This is a genomic window from Acinetobacter proteolyticus, from assembly GCF_000367945.1.
Classification (GTDB): domain Bacteria; phylum Pseudomonadota; class Gammaproteobacteria; order Pseudomonadales; family Moraxellaceae; genus Acinetobacter; species Acinetobacter proteolyticus.
The window spans coordinates 1,795,954-1,816,046 of record NZ_KB849179.1 but is presented as its reverse complement, the minus strand read 5'-3'; the positions used below and the strand labels follow the sequence as shown (position 1 = coordinate 1,816,046).

17 protein-coding genes are annotated in these 20,093 nt (G+C 43.2%); 11 read left to right on the top strand and 6 right to left on the bottom strand.

Features of this window, described 5'->3' with window-relative positions:
• Position 1 precedes the first annotated feature (1 nt).
• A complete protein-coding gene (locus tag F993_RS08335) occupies positions 2 to 3,502 on the top strand; it encodes a two-partner secretion domain-containing protein (RefSeq protein ID WP_004654889.1) in 3,501 nt (1,166 codons plus the stop codon).
• Between the two features lie 184 nt (positions 3,503 to 3,686).
• Here F993_RS08335 and F993_RS08340 read toward each other — a convergent pair whose 3' ends face one another.
• Positions 3,687 to 4,211 (bottom strand): GNAT family N-acetyltransferase, encoded by a 525-nt coding sequence (locus F993_RS08340; protein ID WP_032812493.1) that lies wholly within the window; start codon positions 4,209 to 4,211, stop codon positions 3,687 to 3,689.
• A 171-nt stretch (positions 4,212 to 4,382) separates the two neighbouring features.
• Between F993_RS08340 and F993_RS08345 the strand changes: the two genes are divergently transcribed.
• Positions 4,383 to 5,750 (top strand): PQQ-dependent sugar dehydrogenase, encoded by a 1,368-nt coding sequence (locus F993_RS08345; protein ID WP_004654885.1) that lies wholly within the window; start codon positions 4,383 to 4,385, stop codon positions 5,748 to 5,750.
• Between the two features lie 162 nt (positions 5,751 to 5,912).
• On the top strand, positions 5,913 to 6,944 hold the full coding sequence (locus F993_RS08350) for an AraC family transcriptional regulator (RefSeq protein ID WP_004654883.1): 1,032 nt from the start codon (positions 5,913 to 5,915) through the stop codon (positions 6,942 to 6,944).
• A gap of 3 nt (positions 6,945 to 6,947) precedes the next feature.
• On the opposite strand, the gene F993_RS08355 is transcribed toward F993_RS08350, so the two are convergent.
• The 4 genes from F993_RS08355 to F993_RS08370 form a co-directional block, all read right to left on the bottom strand.
• A complete protein-coding gene (locus tag F993_RS08355) occupies positions 6,948 to 7,784 on the bottom strand; it encodes an SDR family NAD(P)-dependent oxidoreductase (RefSeq protein WP_004654881.1) in 837 nt (278 codons plus the stop codon).
• Between the two features lie 11 nt (positions 7,785 to 7,795).
• Positions 7,796 to 8,722 carry an alpha/beta hydrolase gene (locus F993_RS08360; RefSeq protein WP_004654879.1) on the bottom strand — a complete coding sequence of 309 codons (927 nt, stop codon included), beginning with the start codon at positions 8,720 to 8,722 and terminating at the stop codon, positions 7,796 to 7,798.
• A 400-nt stretch (positions 8,723 to 9,122) separates the two neighbouring features.
• Complete coding sequence (locus F993_RS08365; protein WP_004654877.1) at positions 9,123 to 9,482, bottom strand: hypothetical protein; 360 nt, start codon at positions 9,480 to 9,482, stop codon at positions 9,123 to 9,125.
• 364 nt (positions 9,483 to 9,846) lie between these two features.
• The gene (locus F993_RS08370) at positions 9,847 to 10,239 is read right to left on the bottom strand and encodes a hypothetical protein (protein ID WP_004654875.1); all 393 of its coding nucleotides are present in this window, start codon (positions 10,237 to 10,239) and stop codon (positions 9,847 to 9,849) included.
• 381 nt (positions 10,240 to 10,620) lie between these two features.
• On the opposite strand from F993_RS08370, the gene F993_RS08375 reads away from it, so the two are divergent.
• From F993_RS08375 to F993_RS08390, 4 genes are all read left to right on the top strand, one after another.
• Positions 10,621 to 11,964: a spinster family MFS transporter gene (locus tag F993_RS08375; RefSeq protein ID WP_004654873.1), complete on the top strand. Its 1,344-nt coding sequence runs from the start codon at positions 10,621 to 10,623 to the stop codon at positions 11,962 to 11,964.
• An 87-nt stretch (positions 11,965 to 12,051) separates the two neighbouring features.
• Positions 12,052 to 13,062 (top strand): AraC-like ligand-binding domain-containing protein, encoded by a 1,011-nt coding sequence (locus tag F993_RS08380; protein ID WP_004654871.1) that lies wholly within the window; start codon positions 12,052 to 12,054, stop codon positions 13,060 to 13,062.
• Between the two features lie 84 nt (positions 13,063 to 13,146).
• On the top strand, positions 13,147 to 14,253 hold the full coding sequence (locus F993_RS08385) for an NAD/NADP-dependent octopine/nopaline dehydrogenase family protein (protein ID WP_004654869.1): 1,107 nt from the start codon (positions 13,147 to 13,149) through the stop codon (positions 14,251 to 14,253).
• A gap of 1 nt (position 14,254) precedes the next feature.
• Positions 14,255 to 15,244 (top strand): 3-hydroxybutyryl-CoA dehydrogenase, encoded by a 990-nt coding sequence (locus F993_RS08390; RefSeq protein ID WP_004654867.1) that lies wholly within the window; start codon positions 14,255 to 14,257, stop codon positions 15,242 to 15,244.
• Positions 15,245 to 15,301: 57 nt separating this feature from the next.
• On the opposite strand, the gene F993_RS08395 is transcribed toward F993_RS08390, so the two are convergent.
• Positions 15,302 to 15,769: a MarR family winged helix-turn-helix transcriptional regulator gene (locus F993_RS08395; protein ID WP_032812725.1), complete on the bottom strand. Its 468-nt coding sequence runs from the start codon at positions 15,767 to 15,769 to the stop codon at positions 15,302 to 15,304.
• A 148-nt stretch (positions 15,770 to 15,917) separates the two neighbouring features.
• Between F993_RS08395 and F993_RS08400 the strand changes: the two genes are divergently transcribed.
• The 4 genes from F993_RS08400 to F993_RS08415 are packed head-to-tail and all read left to right on the top strand — an operon-like array spanning position 15,918 to position 20,092.
• On the top strand, positions 15,918 to 17,030 hold the full coding sequence (locus tag F993_RS08400; protein WP_004654862.1) for an amidase: 1,113 nt from the start codon (positions 15,918 to 15,920) through the stop codon (positions 17,028 to 17,030).
• A gap of 18 nt (positions 17,031 to 17,048) precedes the next feature.
• Complete coding sequence (locus F993_RS08405; protein ID WP_004654860.1) at positions 17,049 to 18,215, top strand: acyl-CoA dehydrogenase family protein; 1,167 nt, start codon at positions 17,049 to 17,051, stop codon at positions 18,213 to 18,215.
• Positions 18,216 to 18,256: 41 nt separating this feature from the next.
• A complete protein-coding gene (locus tag F993_RS08410) occupies positions 18,257 to 18,781 on the top strand; it encodes a nuclear transport factor 2 family protein (RefSeq protein ID WP_004654859.1) in 525 nt (174 codons plus the stop codon).
• A 30-nt stretch (positions 18,782 to 18,811) separates the two neighbouring features.
• The gene (locus tag F993_RS08415) at positions 18,812 to 20,092 is read left to right on the top strand and encodes an aromatic ring-hydroxylating oxygenase subunit alpha (RefSeq protein WP_004654857.1); all 1,281 of its coding nucleotides are present in this window, start codon (positions 18,812 to 18,814) and stop codon (positions 20,090 to 20,092) included.
• Position 20,093 lies beyond the last annotated feature (1 nt).

Sequence of the window (20,093 nt, the reverse complement as noted above, 5' to 3'; positions counted from 1 at the left end):
AGTGAATAAAATTTATAGAATTGTTTGGAATGCAACACATCTTTGCTGGCAAGCCGTGAGTGAGAAGGCCAAAGGTGGCGTTGTTGCAACCCAATCAACAACAAAAATCAAATCTAAAAGCTCAGTTGCTCATAAAGCAAAACTAGCAGCATTGTTTGCAGTGAATGTACTGAGTGCAAGTATTGTTTTTGCAGGACCAACTGGTGGGGTGGTGAGTTCAGGAACAGCAAGCATTTCAACCGCAGGTACCACCACCACGATTAACCAGTCCACCGCAAAAGCTGCAATTGACTGGAGCAGCTTTTCGACTAATAGCAATGAAATTGTGAATTTCGTGCAACCAAATAGCAGCTCGATTACCTTAAACCGCGTCACGGGTACCAGTGCATCCAACTTAAATGGTCAGCTAAATGCCAATGGACAAGTGTTTATTATTAACCCGAATGGGGTGCTATTTGGCAGTACCTCACAGGTCAATACCGCGGGTTTGGTGGCATCAACCTTAAACCTGAGTAATGCTGATTTTAATAACAATCTATTTAATTTTAACAATCCTACCAATAACAAAACCGTTGAGAACCGCGGCAAAATCACTGTACCGACAGGTGGTACGGTTGCTTTAATTGCCCCGACCGTAAAACAGACAGGTACCATTAAAGCACCACAGGGCAATGTCTTATTGGCTGCAGGTGGAGATATCACCCTGAATCTAAATAATGGCAGTTTGCTGGGTTACACCATTAACCAAGGTAAGGCACAGGCCTTGATTAACTCAGGCGGAATGATTCAAGCCGATGGCGGTAAAGTGATCCTTACCGCAAAAGGCATTGATGAATTAAGTAATGCAGTGGTGAATAGTGTTGGGGTGATCCAAGCGCAAACGGTAAATAATGTTCGTGGTGTGATTGAGCTTGGCAGTGATTTAAGCAGTGGTACCGTGAATGTGAGCGGTACCTTAGATGCATCAGCCCCAAATGGTGGTAATGGTGGGCAGATTAAAACTTCTGCGGCAGAAGTACATGTCAGTTCAGGAACCAATATCACGACACAGCGAAATAGTACCAGCAGCTTACCGCCGACCACCAGTGGCTGGGAACTGAAAGCTAAAAATATCGATGTCGATTTCTTTGGTGGTAGTGTCAGCAGTACCACTTTGGGTGATGCTTTAAATAAAGGCAATGTCACTTTGAATGCGATGGGTACAGCAGAAGGTCAAGGCAATATTAATATCAATGACGCAACCAGTTGGAATACCAATACTGCACTGACACTAACCGCAAACAAAGATATTAACTTTAATAGTGATTTGGACTTAAGTGGGGATAAAGCCAAACTTGCCATGAACTATGGGGCAGGTTCAGATTACAACTTAAATAATGGTGCCAAAATTAATATTAGTGGTACGTCATCCAATTTAGTGATCAATGATATATCGTATATTGTGATTAATGAGTTAGGGGTGGAAGGAGATACAAGTAGTAATACCTTACAGGGCATGCAAAATAATCTCACCGGTAATTATGTTCTTGGCAGTAATATTGACGCCTCAGATACCGTAAACTGGGATAATGGTAAGGGGTTCAACCCTATCGGTGATTATATTGAAACAGTAACGATAAACAAAGATCCCAATGCGCCTGGTGGAATGAGCATTTCTCAAGGTGTTATCGATCAACCATTTACTGGAAATTTTCATGGTTTAGGACATTCTGTTACGGGGCTTCATATCAATCGGCCTGATCAGTTACTCCTGACATTGCCGACAGAATTACCTGCAAGTTTTAGCTATCATTCGGTAGGGTTATTTGGTGCCACAACCAATATGATCCGAGATATTGGAACCATCAATGGTTCAATCAAGGGCACCAGTAATGTCGGAGGTCTGATCGGTTTCCAAAAATCGGGAGTGGTTAAAAATGTCTTTAGTTCGAATTCTATAGAGGGATTATCAAAAGTAGGAGGGCTCATTGGTAAGAGTGGTGACAGGAATACCAGTAACCAGCAAACTGCAGCATCAGTTTTAAATTCTTATGCGACTGGAAACATTAAAGTTTCTAATGTTGCACCTTCAGTTAATGGGGCCAATATCGGGGGTCTAATTGGTCAAAGTTTCAGTCTGATCAAAGATAGCTATGCTACCGGTAGTATTGATTCACAAAGTGTCGGTTCATATGGAGTAGGCGGTTTAGTTGGTGAGCAGGTCAATAATGACATTATTCGCAGCTATGCAACAGGAAATATATGGGGCAATGTTGAACATTTGGGAGGACTGGTTGGCTCATTAAGATATGCACAGGGAAATACTAAAATTTATCAAAGTTATGCAACAGGCAATCTGGACGGCAAAGCTCAAGTAGGTGGATTAATTGGATTTGCTGGTCTTGAGGCTTCTTATAATAATCCTAGCCGTGATATAGATTCTATTGCAACCATTGAGCAAAGTTACGCCACGGGTAATGTAAATGCTTATGATAGTACTTATCTAGCCTCCACAGGTGGACTTATTGCTTCTATTAACGGTGCGGTTAAGGTTAAAAACAGCCATGCGACTGGAACTGTGAATGGTACTTCCAAGACGGGGGGGTTGGTTGGTTCAATCAGTAATAGTTTCCCTAGCACGCAGCATAAAACTGAAATTGAAAATAGTTATGCATCGGGTCATGTCACTGGAACCGAGTATACAGGTGGTCTAGTCGGCAATAATTTATCAGAAAGTATTATTAGAGGAAGTTCAGCTCAGGGCCAAGTGAATGGAACAAACTATGTAGGTGGCCTAGTGGGTTTTAATGGGACTGAAATTACCACCAGCTCAGCTACAGGTCTTGTAAACGGTATAAATTATGTTGGAGGACTGGTTGGAAAAAATAGCCAGACAATCAAAGACAGTTATGCGATAGGAGACGTAAAAGGACAAGAGAATGTTGGTGGTCTAGCGGGTTCTAATGAAAAATGGGTTACTGGGGGGGAGATACGTGATACTTATGCGTTAGGAAAAGTTGAAGGCAATAAAAATGTAGGTGGATTGATTGGTTTAAATTTTTCGGGCGAGGTCGCTTCCAGTTATGCCAGTGGAGCAGTCACAGGATATCAATATACTGGAGGTTTGGCTGGAAACATGCAAGGGGGAAGCCTTGTAAATACTTATGCGCTGGGTAATGTAACAGGAGGGTATTCGACTGGTGGATTATTAGGTGGCACAACTTCAAATTATCTAGCAAGTGTTGAGAATAGTTTTTCTTCGGGTTTGGTGAGTGGGACAACCGCTACAGGTGGGCTGATTGGCAATAGTAATGGAATCTCTATTGCTAAAAATAGTTATTGGAATAAAGAGACCTCTGGACAAAGCCAAAGTGCTGGAGGATATGGAAAAACCACGGCTGAACTGCAACAAATCCAGACCTTTGCAGGCTGGGACATTACTGATGTTTCAGATCCAAATTCAACCTCTGTTTGGGTGATTGATGAAAATAATAGTACCCCATGGTTGCGTTATAATCACTAATATTCAAAATTAGAATGCATAGATAAAACAAGAGGTTCCGACCTCTTGTTTTGATTGATCATTATCGAATTCATTTAGAATAACAATAAAGCAGGACGATATTATGATAATGAAAAACGCGATTATTCGGGTTAGAGCTTCTAGTAATATTTTAATGATAGCTGACTTCTAATGGGTTTGAATCTTAAAGTTCACAAAGCAAATGAATATCTTCAGGCTCCAATTGCCATAATTGTTGATCTGGATGGTCTAAAAGTTGAGCGCCGTGCTTTAAATAAAAATCGACGGTTCTTTTGCTCGGTGTAGCTGAAATATACAGAGATTTTGCCCCTAATCTGCTCGCAGATATTTTGGCTGCTTGCATGAGCTTTGTACCAATCCCTTGACCTTGATGATCGGCATCGACATAAAAATAATGCAAAAGTTTAGCATCAGGATAATCTTGAATGATTTGACTTGACACTACAGAGATCCCCAGTAGTTTTTCCTTTGAATCAAAGGCACCAGTAAACTCAGCTTTCTGCTGATATAGCTGTTTTAATTTGGGCGGGTCATCGTGTAGATGGTCATCATCCCATTGCTGTACATCATAGAAACAGTCTTCTAATTGTAAGGACTGTTTTACATAGTTTTGCGTGATGAGTTCACGTCGACTAATCTGTTGCCAGATCAGGTCGATTTCTGCATATTGCAATGGTCTTAAAATAATATTGATATTTTTTCCTCTATCATCTGATGATGATAAATTAAGGGGGAGTAGTGAAGCTACATCTCACTGTTGATTTACATTAGAGACAATCTGTTAATTAAATGCGCTATTTCTCTATCATACATCGAATTATTCTGGTGAGAGTGATAAAAATAAACAGGAAGATTCATTATGTTGATTCGATTTATCTATTCTATTCTTGGTTCCAGTATTGTGCTGATGATCTCAGGTTGTACAACCTCATCTCAATATCCGATTACCGCCAGTTATGGTTCTCAACCGATATTGCCGAAACCGCAGTCGAGTTTAATCCCTACCGTTAATATTGCCCCAGCAAAAGGCTGGCCTAAAGGTAGGATGCCTACGCCTGCACAAGGTTTAAAAGTTCAGCCTTTTGCCCAAGGACTTGATCATCCACGTTGGCTTTATGTGTTACCAAATGGCGATGTGTTAGTGGCTGAAACCGATGCACCTCCTAAGCCAGAGGATACTAAAGGTATCCGTGGAAGGATTATGAAAATGGTGATGCAACGCGCAGGGGCATCATTTCCGAGTGCCAATCGGATACGTTTATTGCGTGATACCAATGGCGATGGGATTGCAGATAAAAATAGCATTTTTTTGGAAAATCTAAATTCGCCCTTTGGTATGGCTTTGGTTGGTAATACGCTTTACGTGGCTAATACGGATGCACTCATGCGTTATCCTTATCAAGAAGGAGCAACGAAAATTACGGCACAGGGCAGCAAAGTTTTGGACCTACCTGCGGGCAGACTCAATCATCATTGGACCAAGAATGTAATTGCAAACCCTGCAGGGACAAAGCTCTACATTACGGTCGGCTCCAATAGTAATGCGGCTGAAAATGGCTTAGATCAAGAAACTGGTCGAGCGCAAATTATGGAGTTTGATATTGTCTCAGGCAAAGCACGGCCTTTTGCGACAGGGCTCAGAAACCCGAATGGCATGGGCTGGCAGCCTCAAGGTGGTCAACTTTGGACAGTGGTGAATGAGCGTGATGAATTAGGCAGTGATTTAGTGCCTGACTATATGACCTCGGTGAAAGATGGCGCATTTTATGGTTGGCCGTATAGTTATTATGGTCAACATCTCGACACACGGGTAAAACCACAAAATCCCGAGATGGTCGCTCGTGCGCTTAAACCTGATTATGCCTTGGGAAATCATACTGCATCTTTAGGTTTGGCTTTTTATGCAACGGAATTAATGCCGCAATATCGAGGTGGTGCATTCATTGGTCAGCATGGTTCATGGAATCGTAAACCGCATAGTGGCTATAAGGTGATTTTTGTACCGTTTAGAAGTGGTCAACCTGCTGGAGAACCACAAGATGTGTTGACGGGCTTTTTAAGTGATAAAGACCAAGCCTATGGCCGACCTGTTGGGGTTGCCATAGATTTTTCAGGTGCGCTATTGGTGGCTGACGATGTTGGGGATGTGATTTGGCGAGTGTCACCGATTGCTCAAACCACCTATGAAAGTCCCATGCAAGTGCCAAAGGGAAGCGGAATACAGTAATCCTGCATTTGCTGATGGATGATGGACCTCAGGTTTATTTTCATTCTTTAAACAGATTGAGAGGGCATGAATGATTTCTTAACTTTTATCAATGGCTTTGATTCAGCTTGACAGTCTTTGAGCAACTACTTGATACTTTACGCCACACTAAAACGACAAGAGATGCAGGGATTGGCGAAGCCATTACATCGAAGAATGATTCCAGAAACTTATGTTCAATTATTATTTGAATATCTGGAAGCACAAGGACATGATCCTGAGCAGATATTGGGTGAAGCTTGGCCTGTACCTGATCCGAATGCATTCGCTGGAGTGGCGATTGAACATTGGGAATCCCTGCTTAATATTGCTAAAAGCTATCTTAATGATCCTTTAATTGGTTTGCATGTCGGGCAAACCATTAGCGCAAGGCATCTCGGAATTTTAGGTGCAGTATTGTCTGCCTGTGACAATTTCTTTTCTGCGATACAGCGCTTCGAGCGCTATCAGCGACTTATTTTTGATGTGGTGCCTGCCCAAATTCAAATATTATCAGACTGTGTTGAGTTGAGCTGGGATATTGAAGAATATCAAGCAGGTGGACTGGTGGATGAAACGGGCCGTACTGTAATGGTGCAGTTTGGCCGTAGTTTGATTCGTGGTAAAGATACCTTACAAGCGGTACATTTTATCCATGAGCAGCCTGCAGACATTACACCTTATGAAGCCTATTTTGGTTGCCCAGTTCTGTTTGAGCAGCCAGTTCCACTGATCCGTTTTGATCTGGAGATGTTAAAGCTGCCTTTAAAAAGCCCTGATGTGGCTTTAGTGGCAATTCTGGATAAACATGCTGATCAGCAACTGGCCAATTTACCTCAGGTTGAAGAAATTGTAGAACTGGTGCGCAAACAAATCGCTTATTTACTTCATCAAGGTGAACCAGATATTGCGCAACTGTCACAGCGACTGTATCTATCACGTCGTACATTACAACGCCGTTTAATTGAAGTCGGCACCAATTTTCGAAAAGAACTAAATCTGGTGCGTTATGAGTTGGCTAAATCCTATCTAAGAGACCCAAGACTGCACGTTATCGACATTGCATTGCTACTCGGTTATTCAGAGCATAGTCCTTTTACCCGCGCATTCAAACAGTGGTCCGGTCAGTCGCCCCAACAATATCGGGACGACTTACAGATTCAGACTATCATTTAATATTTATTCTTTTTTCCGTTCGGACAATTGCATGGTCTGTTCAAGCCCTTTGCGATTGAATCCGATCCACTCAACCAACTGACGCAATAAACCTGGTGCCAATGCAACCAGCTTATTATTCTTTGGAACGATAATCAGGCTTTTGCGTTGTTCAATGCCTGTGACCAAGTCTGCCACAACGGTCTCAATCGGCACGTATTTCCAGATCCCCCTATTGCCATTCCATACCGCTTTACCGGCTGGATTGGCTTGAACCGCATCCATCAGCGGGGTCTGAAAGAACGTTGGATGAAAGCTCCCTACGCCAATCTTGTCAGCTTTTAATTCCAGACGCAGGCTATCACATAAGGCCCAGACCCCAGCTTTGCTTGACGTGTAATGCGTATTTAAAGGCGAATGGACAAATGCAGCCATTGAGGAAATCGCCAATAAATATCCTTGAGTTTGTTTAACGTAAGGAATTGCAGCACGAAACGTGCGGAATACTCCAACCAGATTGATATCAACGGTCCGTTCAAAAGTCTCAGGAGCCATATGTTGCAGAGATTCGGGCGAACCGATGCCCGCATTGGCAATCACCACATCAATTTTACCAAAGTGCTCAACCACATGACGCATGGCCTGCTCCAGACTTGCCAGTGAACGGACATCGACAGACCAGCCTGCGGCTAACTTAGACCCACCTAAGGCATTGGCTTGTTGTTCGGTGAGTTCTGCATTTAAATCGAGCAAGGCGAGTTTTGCACCTTTAAGACTTAAGGCTTTGGCTACGGCGCTTCCTAGACCACCTGTTGAACCTGTGATCACCACAACTTTATCTTTTAAATTATATTTCGCCATTATTATTGCTCCTATCCTAGGGTTGAGTGGGGAACTGGAACGATGCGTTTAAGGAAGTCAATTTGATCCTGAATAACATGTTCAAAGGCGGCACCGAGATAAATGTCGAAATGGCCATAGTCATAGCGTTTAATTTCTTTGTGCGGGGTTCGATTGGCGTGGCGTAAGGTGGCTTTTGACGGCGCAACACTATCATCCTCGCAGACACAGAAAAGAACGGGTGCTTGGATTTTGGGTGTTTGGTGACCGGGGAAATAACGGATAATATCCAGTGCAAAGCGAGCCGCTACATAATTCTTATAATCTGGATCATATTGACTCAATGCTGAGGAGCCCGAATGGGCGTCATGAGCATTCATTAAAGCTGTTTCGCCTGGAGCAGCAGAGAGGGCAACCATGAGGGGAGCATGCCCGAAGGCTGCACCGATACGGTCGCGCAGTGCCAAAGTCGTGAGTTTGAATGAAGTCAGCGGACGCATAACCAGACTAGACGCGAGGCCATCGGTGAAGGGGCATTGCGAAATCACAGCACGGATATTTGGATTGTTGGCTGCTGTGGCGAGTACATGCCCTCCAGAAAAAGAAGAACCCCAAAGAATAATTTTGCTTGGATCGATATTGGATAATTGCTGAGCGAAGTTGATCGCTGCCTGCCAGTCCTCTAGTTGAAGGTCAATATCCAACAATTGTCTAGGATAGCCTTCACTGTCACCAAAATGGCGATAATCAAAAACCAGACAGGCATATCCAGCAGCCACAAAACGTTCAGCAAAGGCGGTCAAACGCATTTTACGTGTGCCACCCAGACCATGTGCCATAACGATAATCGGTGAAGGGATTTGGTTATCAGGACGATATAGATAAGCACTGCATTGGATACCACCTGAATCAAACTGAATATCAAGCGGAAGTGCTGGCGGGTTGATTTTTTTATTCATGACGAATTCCTTGCTTTGGGAATCGTTCTATCTTCAAGAAAAATTGCTGGGTCGGCTTGATCTAAACCGCCATGTTACTTGATATTTTGCGCCAAAATAAAAGGATAATTTTTAAGAACTAAAGAATATAAGGGTGGGTAGACAGTTATGTATTATTTTTGTGACTCAGTATGTGTTTTTATATTAAGGTTGTGATATAAATAGCATTATTAGCGATAGTTGATATCGTAGTCCCATTCTCTTCCCCAAGAGTCTGGGATTTTTTTTGATCTCATAAATAGTTGCTCAATCGATTTTGTATATTTGAAGCGATTCTGATGAAGGAAAATGATGTATTGAGATTTTGAGAAAGGATCTGAAAAAACGTATTTTCCAGACCTGATTTTGAAAAGGGTTAGGTTTATTTCTTTTGTTTAAAACGATATTTGCATTTCAGACAGCGATAGTCCTGAAAAATATTCTTGTCGACCATGATACCCGCTTTTTTCCCAAATATATTGCCAACTACACCACCCGTGATTCCTGCACTAATTGCACCGACAAAAGTGCCTACCGTACCACCGACAATCACACCTAAAGGGCCAGCAACCGTACCAATTGCTGCACCAATGGATGCACCACCTGCAGCACCACCGACTGTGCCCGCAGTCGTACCTGCGGCTGTCAGTAATACACCGCCTGTAGTTCTCAATAATTTGTCATGATTACGGGTTTCAATTTCTGTTGAACCACATTTAGGGCATTCGATAGGTTTTTCCATAAAACGATTTATCCTGTCTTTCTTTATTGAGTGACTAAGTTAATTTTGCTTAATCTGAGCAGCGAGTCTATATCATAGTTGAGGAGAAAATATGTTTTTGATGGGAGTAATCCGAAACATCACTTTACAGTTTTGATTTTAGCGGAATAATGCCTTAAGTATTTATAGTTCATGTAAATCATCTGAGTGTATATCCATTCGCGTTTTGTAGATGTGAAATTAGAGCGCTGACTGTACGATACAGAGAGATATGCAATTGAAATTTTGGAGATTAAAAAAGGAATGATCGTTGCTGAATGAGAGGTCTTGAATCAGCAATAAAGCTCCTGTTGTTACAAGAGCTTTGATGTGGTTTGCTCAATCTTTAAGGTAAAAATGTTTCTTGCAAATAACTCCAGACCATTTTTCCGTTAATTTCTTCAATTAAAGCGCATGAACGTCGAATCAAAATACCTGTATCTTTGGTATGCTTTTCGGTATAGGTCAGAACAATTGCATCTTCTTTTTGCATCAAGATTTGTTCATCATAAATTTCAATCTGGATATCTGGCATTTTGCCTTGATTATTGGCAAATAGACCTTTCACTTGTTCGAGTGAAATACGTTTTCCAGCCGCACCGACCATTTCAAAATGATCTGCAAAATAGTCGATCAGCAGGGCAAGGTCTTGTTCTGCATGTTTGCCACTAAAAATTTTTTCAATCAAGACATGCATGCTATGAATGCTTTCGATTGCGTGTTCTTTGATAAGTGCCATATTCATTTCCATTGAAAATTGAGTATCTCGCTTTATTTTAAACCAAAAATAAATGTAAAATTCAATATAATTTTAAAATAAAGAGAGGATCCGTATTTTTCACGATTTAGGAAACTTTGATGTCATATTTTAAAAAGTTTATCATATCAAATATTTAAATCATAAAAGTGAGTCTTTAATCATTTATCCAAACGTTTAAGTCGCGAAGATCGCAAAAAAGGTATAACTTTATACCTGAAATATTATGGAAAATTCCATGTAAAAATAATAAATATAGAGAAGGATGATTTACCTTATTGAAGACAGCGCAGAAACGGATTCTGGTCACACTGTCTCCAATAAGAAGACGCATTAGAAAAATGGCATGGACAAGGAAGCAAAATGGATACGCAATCTACTGAGCCGAAACAAGCTCAATCAAATCTCTATGCATGGTATGTGGTACTACTGTGCATGTTGGCTTATATCTTTTCATTTATTGATCGGCAAATACTGGCACTGATGATCGAGCCGATTAAAGCTGATCTCGGGCTTTCAGATACGCAATTTAGTTTATTACATGGTTTAGCCTTTTCCCTGTTTTATGCCTTTATGGGCCTACCATTGGCATATCTGGCAGATCGTTTTTCCCGTCCAAAAATTATTGCCATCGGGGTGGTATTTTGGAGTATTGCAACGGCATTTTGTGGTCTGAGTAAGAACTTTGTTCAGCTATTTTTGAGTCGTATGGGGGTGGGTGTCGGTGAGGCCGCTTTGTCTCCAGCAGCCTATTCAATGTTCAGCGATATGTTTAGCAAGGATAAGCTTGGACGCGCTGTTGCGGTGTATTCAATTGGTTCTTTTGTCGGTGGCGGGATCGCTTTTTTGGTCGGTGGCTATGTGATTGGTTTGCTCAAAAATATGGATACCATTATGGTTCCGGTTTTTGGTGCACTTAAGGCATGGCAAGCAGCATTTATTATTGTCGGGTTACCTGGTGTCTTTATTGGTCTATTGGTTTTACTCACTGTGAGAGAACCACAACGTAAAGGTCAGCGTCTAAATGCACAGGGGCAAGTAGAAAAGACCAGTATGAAGGATGCATTCAAGTTTATTAAAAAGCATGGTCGCACCTTCAAATGTCATTATTTAGGTTTTACTTTTTACGCGATGGCGTTGTATTGCCTGATCAGTTGGTCGCCTGCTTTCTATATGCGCAAGTTTGGTCTCACGCCAACTGAAGCAGGCTATATGCTAGGTAGTGTGTTACTGGTGGCGAATATTCTAGGCGTATTTTGTGCGGGTTGGCTTAATGATTGGTTTATTCAAAAGGGCCGTAAAGATGCGCCGATGATTACAGGCGTGATTGGGATTGTAGGCTTAATTATTCCAATCATGATCTTTACTCAAGTGAATGAGTTATGGCTATCAGTGGTTTTTCTCGTACCTGCGATGTTCTTTGCTTCATTCCCGATGCCGATTTCAACGACTGCTATGCAAATGTTGGCACCGAACCAGTTACGCGCACAAATCTCAGCGGTATTCTTGTTGATCAGTAATCTGGTTGCTGTTGGAATTGGCACTACATTGGTGGCTTTGATTACCGATAAGGTGTTTGAAAATCCATTGATGGTCGGTATGTCACTGTCGATTGTGGGTACGATTTCTTGTGTATTGGCCTTTATCTTATTGAAAAAAGGCTGTCAGGCATTTAGTGACAGTATGCAGCAGGAGCATGCATCTTGAGTTGATGTTACACGGACGATGTAAGGCCCATTCATTGTAATGGGCTTTGTGCTTTGCCAGTGCAATCCATCGCAAAGGAGTGAAATGATGCAAACAGGGTTGAAAGTTGATCATCTGCATTATCTGGATGATTTGTTGTTATTTAAATCCGATGATTATCAGACCATTAAAGATCGAATCAGTCACTATCTCTGCCCACATCGTTTTGATGTCGAGACACATCAAGCTTTAAACACTCGATTAAATGGTTTTAGTTTTGGCCGTGGTGCACTGTACGATCTGAAATATAGTGCACCTGTGATGATTAGTATTGAAGATAGTGCTGACTTTTATTTATTTCGAATCACGCTGGAAGGGCAATGTCAGGTGGGAATCGATCAGCAACAAATCGTACAATCTGTGGGGATTATGTCAGTCACTCATCCACATACGCGACAGCAGATCGTCACCAACCAGCATTGTCGTAATATTATTTTAAAACTGGCGCAACAAGATATCGAAACCCAATTGTTTAACATGTTGGGATATCGCAGCCAGCACCCCCTGCATTTTGATCCTTCTTTATCATGTAGTGCTGAAGGGATGGATGCGATCATTGAAACACTGAATTATCTGTGTCATGCCTATTATCATATTAAAAACTGGAGCTTTATTTCAGCCAGTTTTAGCCAGTATTTGATTGAGCTCATTTTACTGAAAATTCCGAATAATTATACTGAACGCTTGAATGCCCAACGGCAACAACTGCTGCCAAGCTATATTAAAAGAGCACAGCAATATATTCAGGAACATGTACAGCAGGCCATTTCACTCGCTGATTTAAGTCAGTATTGCGATGTGTCGGTACGAACTTTGCAAAAGGGCTTTAGCCAGTATTTACAGCAAACTCCAGTGGAATATATTCGTGAGCAACGATTGGAACGGGTACATTTGGCTTTGCAGTCCGCGCAGACAGATGAAACCGTCACCGATATTTTATTGGAGCATGGCATCCAAAGTTTTGGACATTTCTCGACGCTGTATAAAAAGCGCTTCGGCTGTCTGCCTTCACACACCTTAAAAATGAATCCTGTACAACTGGGTGAAACACTGTCGTAAATGGAATAATCTCTGCGCATTTGGATAAGCCCGTTTATGCTGACCGTTCTATGCTGAATGACAAATCAATCAGCAGGAGCGCACATGAAAATTACAGTACTCGGCGGTGGACACGGATGTTATGCAGCAGCGGTGGAAATGGCAGAAAAAGGCCACGAGGTGGTGTTATGGCGTCGTGATCGAGAAGCGTTGCAGCAGCTTGCCGCAATGGGCGAGCTTAAAATCAAAGATTTTCAGGGTGAGCGCGCAGTGAGTGTTGGCTTTGAAAATAGCCAGATTAATCTATCGGATCATTTAGAACATGCCATTCAGCATGCGGAGTTGGTCATTATTCCTTTGCCTGCAACCACGCATCAGGATTTGGCTCAGCAGGCAGCAGCGTTTTTTCAAGCAGGACAAGTGGTGTATTTACCACCAGCGACCTTTGGTAGCTATATCTTTGCCAAAGCCATGCGAGAAGCAGGTAACACCGCTCAAGTGGCATTTGCGGAAACAGGAACCTTACCGTATTTGGTTCGTAAGCATGGGATCAATCAGATTGTGGTCAGTGGTTATGCGACTCGTTTACCGACGGGTGTCTTTCCAAGTGTTTTGTCTGAACAGGCATTTCAAGTTCTCAAACAGGCGTACCCAAGTGTTGAGCCAATTGAAGACAGCTTGAGTGGTGCATTAATGAATGCTGGACCGATTATTCATCCACCGTTGATTTTGATGAACGCAGGGCCACTGGAACATTTTGAGGCTTGGGATATTCATAATGAAGGGACACAACCGTCGATTCGTCGTGTCACCAATCAGTTGGACGCAGAGCGTATGCGTGTACGGGAAGCATTGGGTTATTCTGCACCGCATTTTCCACTGGCAGATCACTACAATAAAGATGGTGAAGGCGATGAATGGATGTATGGACGTGGGGCGCATGGCAAATTAACAGATAGTGGTGACTGGCGTGAGGACATCAACTTACAGACCCATCGTTATATGCTGGAAGATACGCGTCTGGGGCTATCCTTTCTGGTATCAGTGGGACGTTGGGCGGGTGTCGCGACACCTGTAGCGGAAGGACTACTGAATATTGCTTCTGCGGTGACAGGCAAGGATTTGTATCAGAATGGGCGGACTTTTGAGAATCTGGGGCTGGCAAATAAAAGCAAAGCTGAGTTGCAAGCGACTTTGCAGCAAGGAGTCTAGGATGAACCCAATTCAACAGGTTGCCGTACTCGGCGCTGGGCGAATGGGCAAAGCCATTGCAATTGCCTTTGCCTATGCGGGATTAAACGTGGCTTTAATCGATGCCAGACAACGTTCGGAGTCTGAGTTTGCTCAATATCAGACCCAGCTCCAAACCGACTTAAAACAAGAATTGCAGTTGCTGGAAAGTATCCAGTTTATTCAATCTGAACAAACCGTATTTATTCTGGATCAGATTAAGATTTTAAGTCGCACCGCTGCAATCTCGGTCTTAGCACACTGTGATCTTGTTATGGAAGCTGTACCCGAGCTCAGGCTAGCCAAAGAAGATATTTTTACTTGGCTGGATCAATATATTACCCCCACCAGTATTGTCGCTTCGACCACGTCAACCTTTCTGGTCACTGATATTGCGCACATGATTTCTCATCCAGAACGGGTGGTGAATGCACACTGGCTCAATCCTGCCTATCTGATTCCGCTGGTTGAGTTAAGTCGTTCCGAGCAAACTTCAGATGAGGCCGTAAATATCTTGAAAAGCTTCTTGCAGGCAATTGGCAAAGTACCTGTGGTGTGTCATGCCAAAGCAGGCTATATCGTGCCACGGATTCAAGCCTTGGCAATGAACGAAGCGGCACGGATGGTGGAAGAAGGTGTGGCTTCAGCAGAAGATATCGATATCGCGATTCGGACGGGTTTTGGTTTGCGTTTTTCGGTATTGGGTTTATTAGAATTTATTGACTGGGGCGGTGGTGATATTTTGTATTACGCCTCGCAATATTTACAAAAGGAGCTAGGTGAACGCTATCGAACGCCTGAAATTATTGCTGAGAATATGCGACAGCAGCGCAATGGCCTACGTGAGCAGCAGGGTTTTTATGATTATCAGCAGATCGATATTCCGGCCTATAAACAGCAAGTGTTGCAGACCTTTTCAGATCGGATTGCCGCAAATCAGCTTAAACCGCCGTTTAATATTTTAAATCAGTAATCAGCTTGTTCCTCACTTTTGCCCATCTCTGTATAGACATGGGCTTTTGCCGTTGCTTTAGCTTGAGGGCATTAAGTCAAACAGTTTTTTTAATTGACCGTTGAGCTGGTGCAGTTCAGCATCATCAAAGGCATTTAGAATCCCGGAGAGGGTGACCTGACTGATCTGGTTAATTTGTTCAACCATTTCTTTACCCTTATCGGTCAGTTTCACCATTGAAATACGTTCATCTGATTCAGATGAAAAGACTTGCACAATATCATCTTCTACCAGTCGGTAAACGGCTTTGGTTGCCGTGGTCAGCTTGAGGGTAGAGAGGTTGGCAATCTCAGTGATACTGGCTTGTTCGAGCACATTGGTACTTAAAATAATTTTACGACGGGTATTGTCGATTCCTAATTTTTTAATTGATTTTTCAATAAGTTGTGTATATTTACCATTCACCTGCGAGATCCAGAAAAAAGGATAGCTTTGTAAGCTGCTCGGTTCATTGTTGGGTAGAAATTGTTCTAAATGCGTAAGCATAGCCAAGTCATTACTTTTATAAAAATGGACATTCAGCATTATACAAAAATTAGAAACATTTTCTTGATTCTTCGTATCGAAAAATACTTGACAATTACATTACTTTTTCCGATATTTGTATTAAGTATAAAAATACATGGAAAAGTGAATGAATATTGTTGTACAAGAGGTACAAAAAGGTACAGGTGCTTTGAAAGTGATGGTCAAGGATTCCATCGATATTCAAGGCATGCGGACCATGGCAGGCAGTCAAGCGTTAATGCAAAGCCAAGCTGCACCCACCAATGCCGAAGTGGTGGAGCGTATTCTGGCTGCAGATTGTCAAATTACCGCGAAAACCAATCTGCACGAACTGGCGTTTGGCATCACAGGGATTAACCATACCTTTGGTACAGCCATAAATTCGAAATATCCTGAACTGATTCCGGGTGGTTCTTCGAGTGGCTCTGCGGCAGCGATTGCGGCTGGTCTGGCAGATTTCACTTTAGGCACCGATACCGGCGGTTCGATTCGTATGCCTGCAGCATGTTGTGGCGTTTATGGTTTAAAACCGACCTTTGGCCGTGTCAGCCGTGCAGGCGTACATCCAGCAACAAGTTCATTAGATTGTGTTGGTCCTTTTGCAAATTCAGTCGACATGATAGAAAGCGCCATGCAAATCATTGATCCCACTTTTCATCAACCCACTGAATTAACTCAGGCACCGAAACTGGCGTGGCTCAATGTCGCTGCTGATTCAGTCGTCATTGATACGATCCAGCATTATCTGACCCAAGCCAATCTGACAGCATCAGCTGTGACTTTGAAAGGCTTTGAAGCTGCCTTCGATGCGGGCATGCAGATCATTAATTATGAAAACTGGCAGGCTTACGGTGAGTTGACCCAAACAGGCTTGCTCGGTGCAGACGTCAATGGGCGTTTATTGAAAGCCGCCGATACCACCTTGACCCAGGTCAAACAGGCGGAGCAGGTGAGAGCAGATTTTACCGCCGAGCTTGATGCCTTACTGACGCAATACGATGCCTTGATTTTACCGACTTTACCGCAGCTGCCACCTAAGCTGGCTGATGCTGAAAATACCGTGGCTTTTTTAAATCTCACCGCTTTGGTTCGACCATTTAACCTGTCTGGACATCCTGCAATTTCAGTACCGCTGCAAACAGAACAAGGTCAGCCCGTGGGGTTGCAGATCGTGGCAAAACGCAATGCCGATGAATATTTGTGTGCGGTTGCGAAATATATCGTCAACGCTGCGCAATAAATCACAAGGAATAAGGGAATGAATCATTTAGCGACAAGGGAATTTGTAATGGATAGCAATACAACGCAATTAGATGCCTTATGTCAGGAAATTCGTGAACGTGCCTGTAGCGGAGAGTTTGATAATCAGGCCTATGTCAGTCAGGACATTATCGAGAAACTCAAGCAGATTGGCGTTTACCGTGCTTTGGTTCCAAAACGTTTTGGCGGCAATGAATGGTCACCAAAACAGTTTTGTGAATTGATCGAGCAACTCTCCAAAGCCGATGGCTCCGTGGGTTGGGTCGCAAGTTTTGGTATGAGTCCAGCCTATTTGGGCAGTTTGCCAGAAGCAACGCTTGAGCAGTTGTATAAAGACAGTCCTGACATCGTGTTTGCTGGTGGAATTTTCCCACCACAGCCCGCTGAGATAACTGATGAGGGTGTCGTGGTGAGCGGACGCTGGAAGTTTTCCAGTGGCTGTATGGGCGCTGACATTGTTGGTGTCGGCATTTCTCCACAAAAGGACAATGAAGCACAAGGTTTACCGCGAATGGCGGTGATGCCAGCCAATAAAGCACAAATCGATATGACGTGGGATACTGTCGGCCTGAAAGGCACAGGTAGCCATGATCTGGTCGTCAAAGATGTGCTGGTGGCGAAGGAATGGACCTTTGTCCGTGGCGAACCTTCAAAACTTCCTGAACCATTTTTTAAATATCCATCTTTATCTCTAGCCACTCAGGTCTTAACGGTAGTCGGGATTGGTGTAGCAGCTGCAGCGATCGAAGAATTTCAAAAACTTGCGCCAGGCAAGTCTTCAATTACTGGTGGTACTGAAATTGCCAGCCGACCTGTAACCCAATATGAATTTGCCCAAGTCGAAGCAGAATTTAAGGCTGCACGCGTGTGGTTCTACGACACCATGCAGATCGTCTGGAATGAAGTGCTGGCAGGACGTACCCCAAGCGCAGAACAAATTAGTGATATGCGTTTGTCCTGCACCCATGTGGCCCGTGTCTGTGCCCGTGTGACCCGCAAAATCCAGATGCTGGCAGGGATGACCGCCATTTATACCCATAACCCATTTAGCCGCTTTGTCAACGACACCAATGTGGTGACGCAGCATGCCTTTATGGGCGATGCCACTTTGCAAAATGCAGGTTTGGTCAGCTTCGGTATGAAGCCAGCACCCGGTTATTTATAAGCCAGATTTTATCAACTCGTGCGGCAACAAGGATGAATGATATGAATACGCAAGTGGATTTAACGGTTTTGTTACAACGGCTACAACAGCTTGAAGCCCAAAATGCGATTCGTAACTGCATCAATCGTTATATGGAAATTTGTGATGCCTTGAATGCCGATACCGACCTGAATGAATTGATGGATTTATTTGATCAGGACAGCATTTGGGAAGGGATTGGTGAGAAATATGCCCAGTCTTTTGGTCGTTATGCCTCTTGGCAAGCCATTTATGACATGTTCAAAAGCTATACCCAGCAACAGTCGCATTTTGTCATGAATGCGCATTTTGTCAGTTCAGAGCAAATTTATATCGAAGCAGATCAGGCCAATGCCAGCTGGTTGATGTTGCAGACCTCAACTTTCCGTGATGGGCGTAGCCATTTAAATGCCGCCAAACTCACGGTGCAGTTTAAACAGCAACAGGATGGACGTTGGAAGATCAAACATTTTCAGACTGAAAATATTTTCAGTCGCCCCGTATCTCACTGGGACAGCACAGCCACATTGCCAGTGCCGTCTCAGTAACTAATGGATAGACCGAAAAGGATCGTGGATATGAACAGTAATATTATTCCAATGCAGAATATTGAGATGGATTACAGTAGCTTAGTGCAAAGTGATCGTGCCCATACCTCATTGTATAAAGATGAAAAAATCTTTGAAGATGAGATGGAAAAGATTTATTACAGCACCTGGGTCTGGGTGGCACATGCCAGTGAAATCCCAGATGCAGGCAGCTATAAAACCATTAATATTGGTAAGCAACCTGTGGTGGTGGTACGTGATCGTAAGAAGAAAGTGCATGTGTTGCTGAACCGCTGTCGCCATCGTGCTGCAACCGTGTGTGAACATAAAAAAGGCAAAACCAACAGTTTTGTGTGTCCATATCATGGCTGGAGCTATGCGCTAGACGGTTCATTACGTGGCGTGCCTTCTCCTGAAAGCTATGGCGAATGTCTGGATAAATCTGAATTTCCATTAATCAGCCTGCGTGTTGAAGAATACAACGGCATGATTTTCGCCACCTTTAAACAGGATATTGAACCTTTAGAAGATTTCCTTGGCGCTGCGAAAAAATGGATCGACTTATTCATGAAACAAGGCGCAGGTTATCCAATTAAGGTCTTGGGTGAACACCGTTTCCGCTTTCCGGGGAACTGGAAAATTCAGCTGGAAAATACCACCGATGCTTATCATTTCCCATTGGTACACAAGTCATTCCTCAGTTCAGTTGATGAAAAAACTGAAGAACTGTTTAACTTTGAAAATCAGCCGGGCTATGTCGAAGACCTCGGTAATGGTCACAGTGTCATGGTGATGATTCCTGAACTGGTTGATCTGGATGAAGAGTTAATGGAGCGTCCAATTCAGGAACGTTTTGAAGACTTGGCGCAAGCCTTACGTGATGAAGGGCATGAAGAGCTGGAAGTGCGTCGTATTGTGCGTGCGGTGGGTGGTTCTGGTTTCAACTTGAACCTATTCCCGAACATTGCTTGTTCGATGGCGTTCTTCCGCGTGATGCAACCGATTTCCGTCAATGAAACTGAGATTCACCACTCTGTGATTACCATGGATGGCGGTCCACAAATTGCCAACCAATATCGTTTACGTCTGCATGAACATTTCCAGGGTCCATTTGGTTTTGGTACACCCGATGATTCGGAAGCATGGGAGCGTGTACAACATGGTGCCAATGCGGGGAATGATTTATGGATCATGCTGAATCGCGGTCTGCCAGGCGAAGTTAAAACTGAAGATGGCTTAAAGAGCGATGTCAGTGCTGAAACAGGGATGCGCGCTGCCTATCAGCAGTGGAAAAAGATGATGACGGCTTAAG

Bases quoted from the DNA above. Each gene is read 5' to 3' on its own strand.
- F993_RS08355 (WP_004654881.1), bottom strand. From the start codon at position 7,784: ATGGCGAAATATAATTTAAAAGATAAAGTTGTGGTGATCACAGGTTCA.
- F993_RS08385 (WP_004654869.1), top strand. From the start codon at position 13,147: ATGAAAATTACAGTACTCGGCGGTGGACACGGATGTTATGCAGCAGCG.
- F993_RS08395 (WP_032812725.1), bottom strand. From the start codon at position 15,769: ATGCTTACGCATTTAGAACAATTTCTACCCAACAATGAACCGAGCAGC.
- F993_RS08360 (WP_004654879.1), bottom strand. From the start codon at position 8,722: ATGAATAAAAAAATCAACCCGCCAGCACTTCCGCTTGATATTCAGTTT.
- F993_RS08345 (WP_004654885.1), top strand. From the start codon at position 4,383: ATGTTGATTCGATTTATCTATTCTATTCTTGGTTCCAGTATTGTGCTG.
- F993_RS08415 (WP_004654857.1), top strand. From the start codon at position 18,812: ATGAACAGTAATATTATTCCAATGCAGAATATTGAGATGGATTACAGT.
- F993_RS08400 (WP_004654862.1), top strand. From the start codon at position 15,918: ATGAATATTGTTGTACAAGAGGTACAAAAAGGTACAGGTGCTTTGAAA.
- F993_RS08375 (WP_004654873.1), top strand. From the start codon at position 10,621: ATGGATACGCAATCTACTGAGCCGAAACAAGCTCAATCAAATCTCTAT.
- F993_RS08370 (WP_004654875.1), bottom strand. From the start codon at position 10,239: ATGGCACTTATCAAAGAACACGCAATCGAAAGCATTCATAGCATGCAT.
- F993_RS08380 (WP_004654871.1), top strand. From the start codon at position 12,052: ATGCAAACAGGGTTGAAAGTTGATCATCTGCATTATCTGGATGATTTG.
- F993_RS08405 (WP_004654860.1), top strand. From the start codon at position 17,049: ATGAATCATTTAGCGACAAGGGAATTTGTAATGGATAGCAATACAACG.
- F993_RS08350 (WP_004654883.1), top strand. From the start codon at position 5,913: ATGCAGGGATTGGCGAAGCCATTACATCGAAGAATGATTCCAGAAACT.
- F993_RS08410 (WP_004654859.1), top strand. From the start codon at position 18,257: ATGAATACGCAAGTGGATTTAACGGTTTTGTTACAACGGCTACAACAG.
- F993_RS08365 (WP_004654877.1), bottom strand. From the start codon at position 9,482: ATGGAAAAACCTATCGAATGCCCTAAATGTGGTTCAACAGAAATTGAA.
- F993_RS08390 (WP_004654867.1), top strand. From the start codon at position 14,255: ATGAACCCAATTCAACAGGTTGCCGTACTCGGCGCTGGGCGAATGGGC.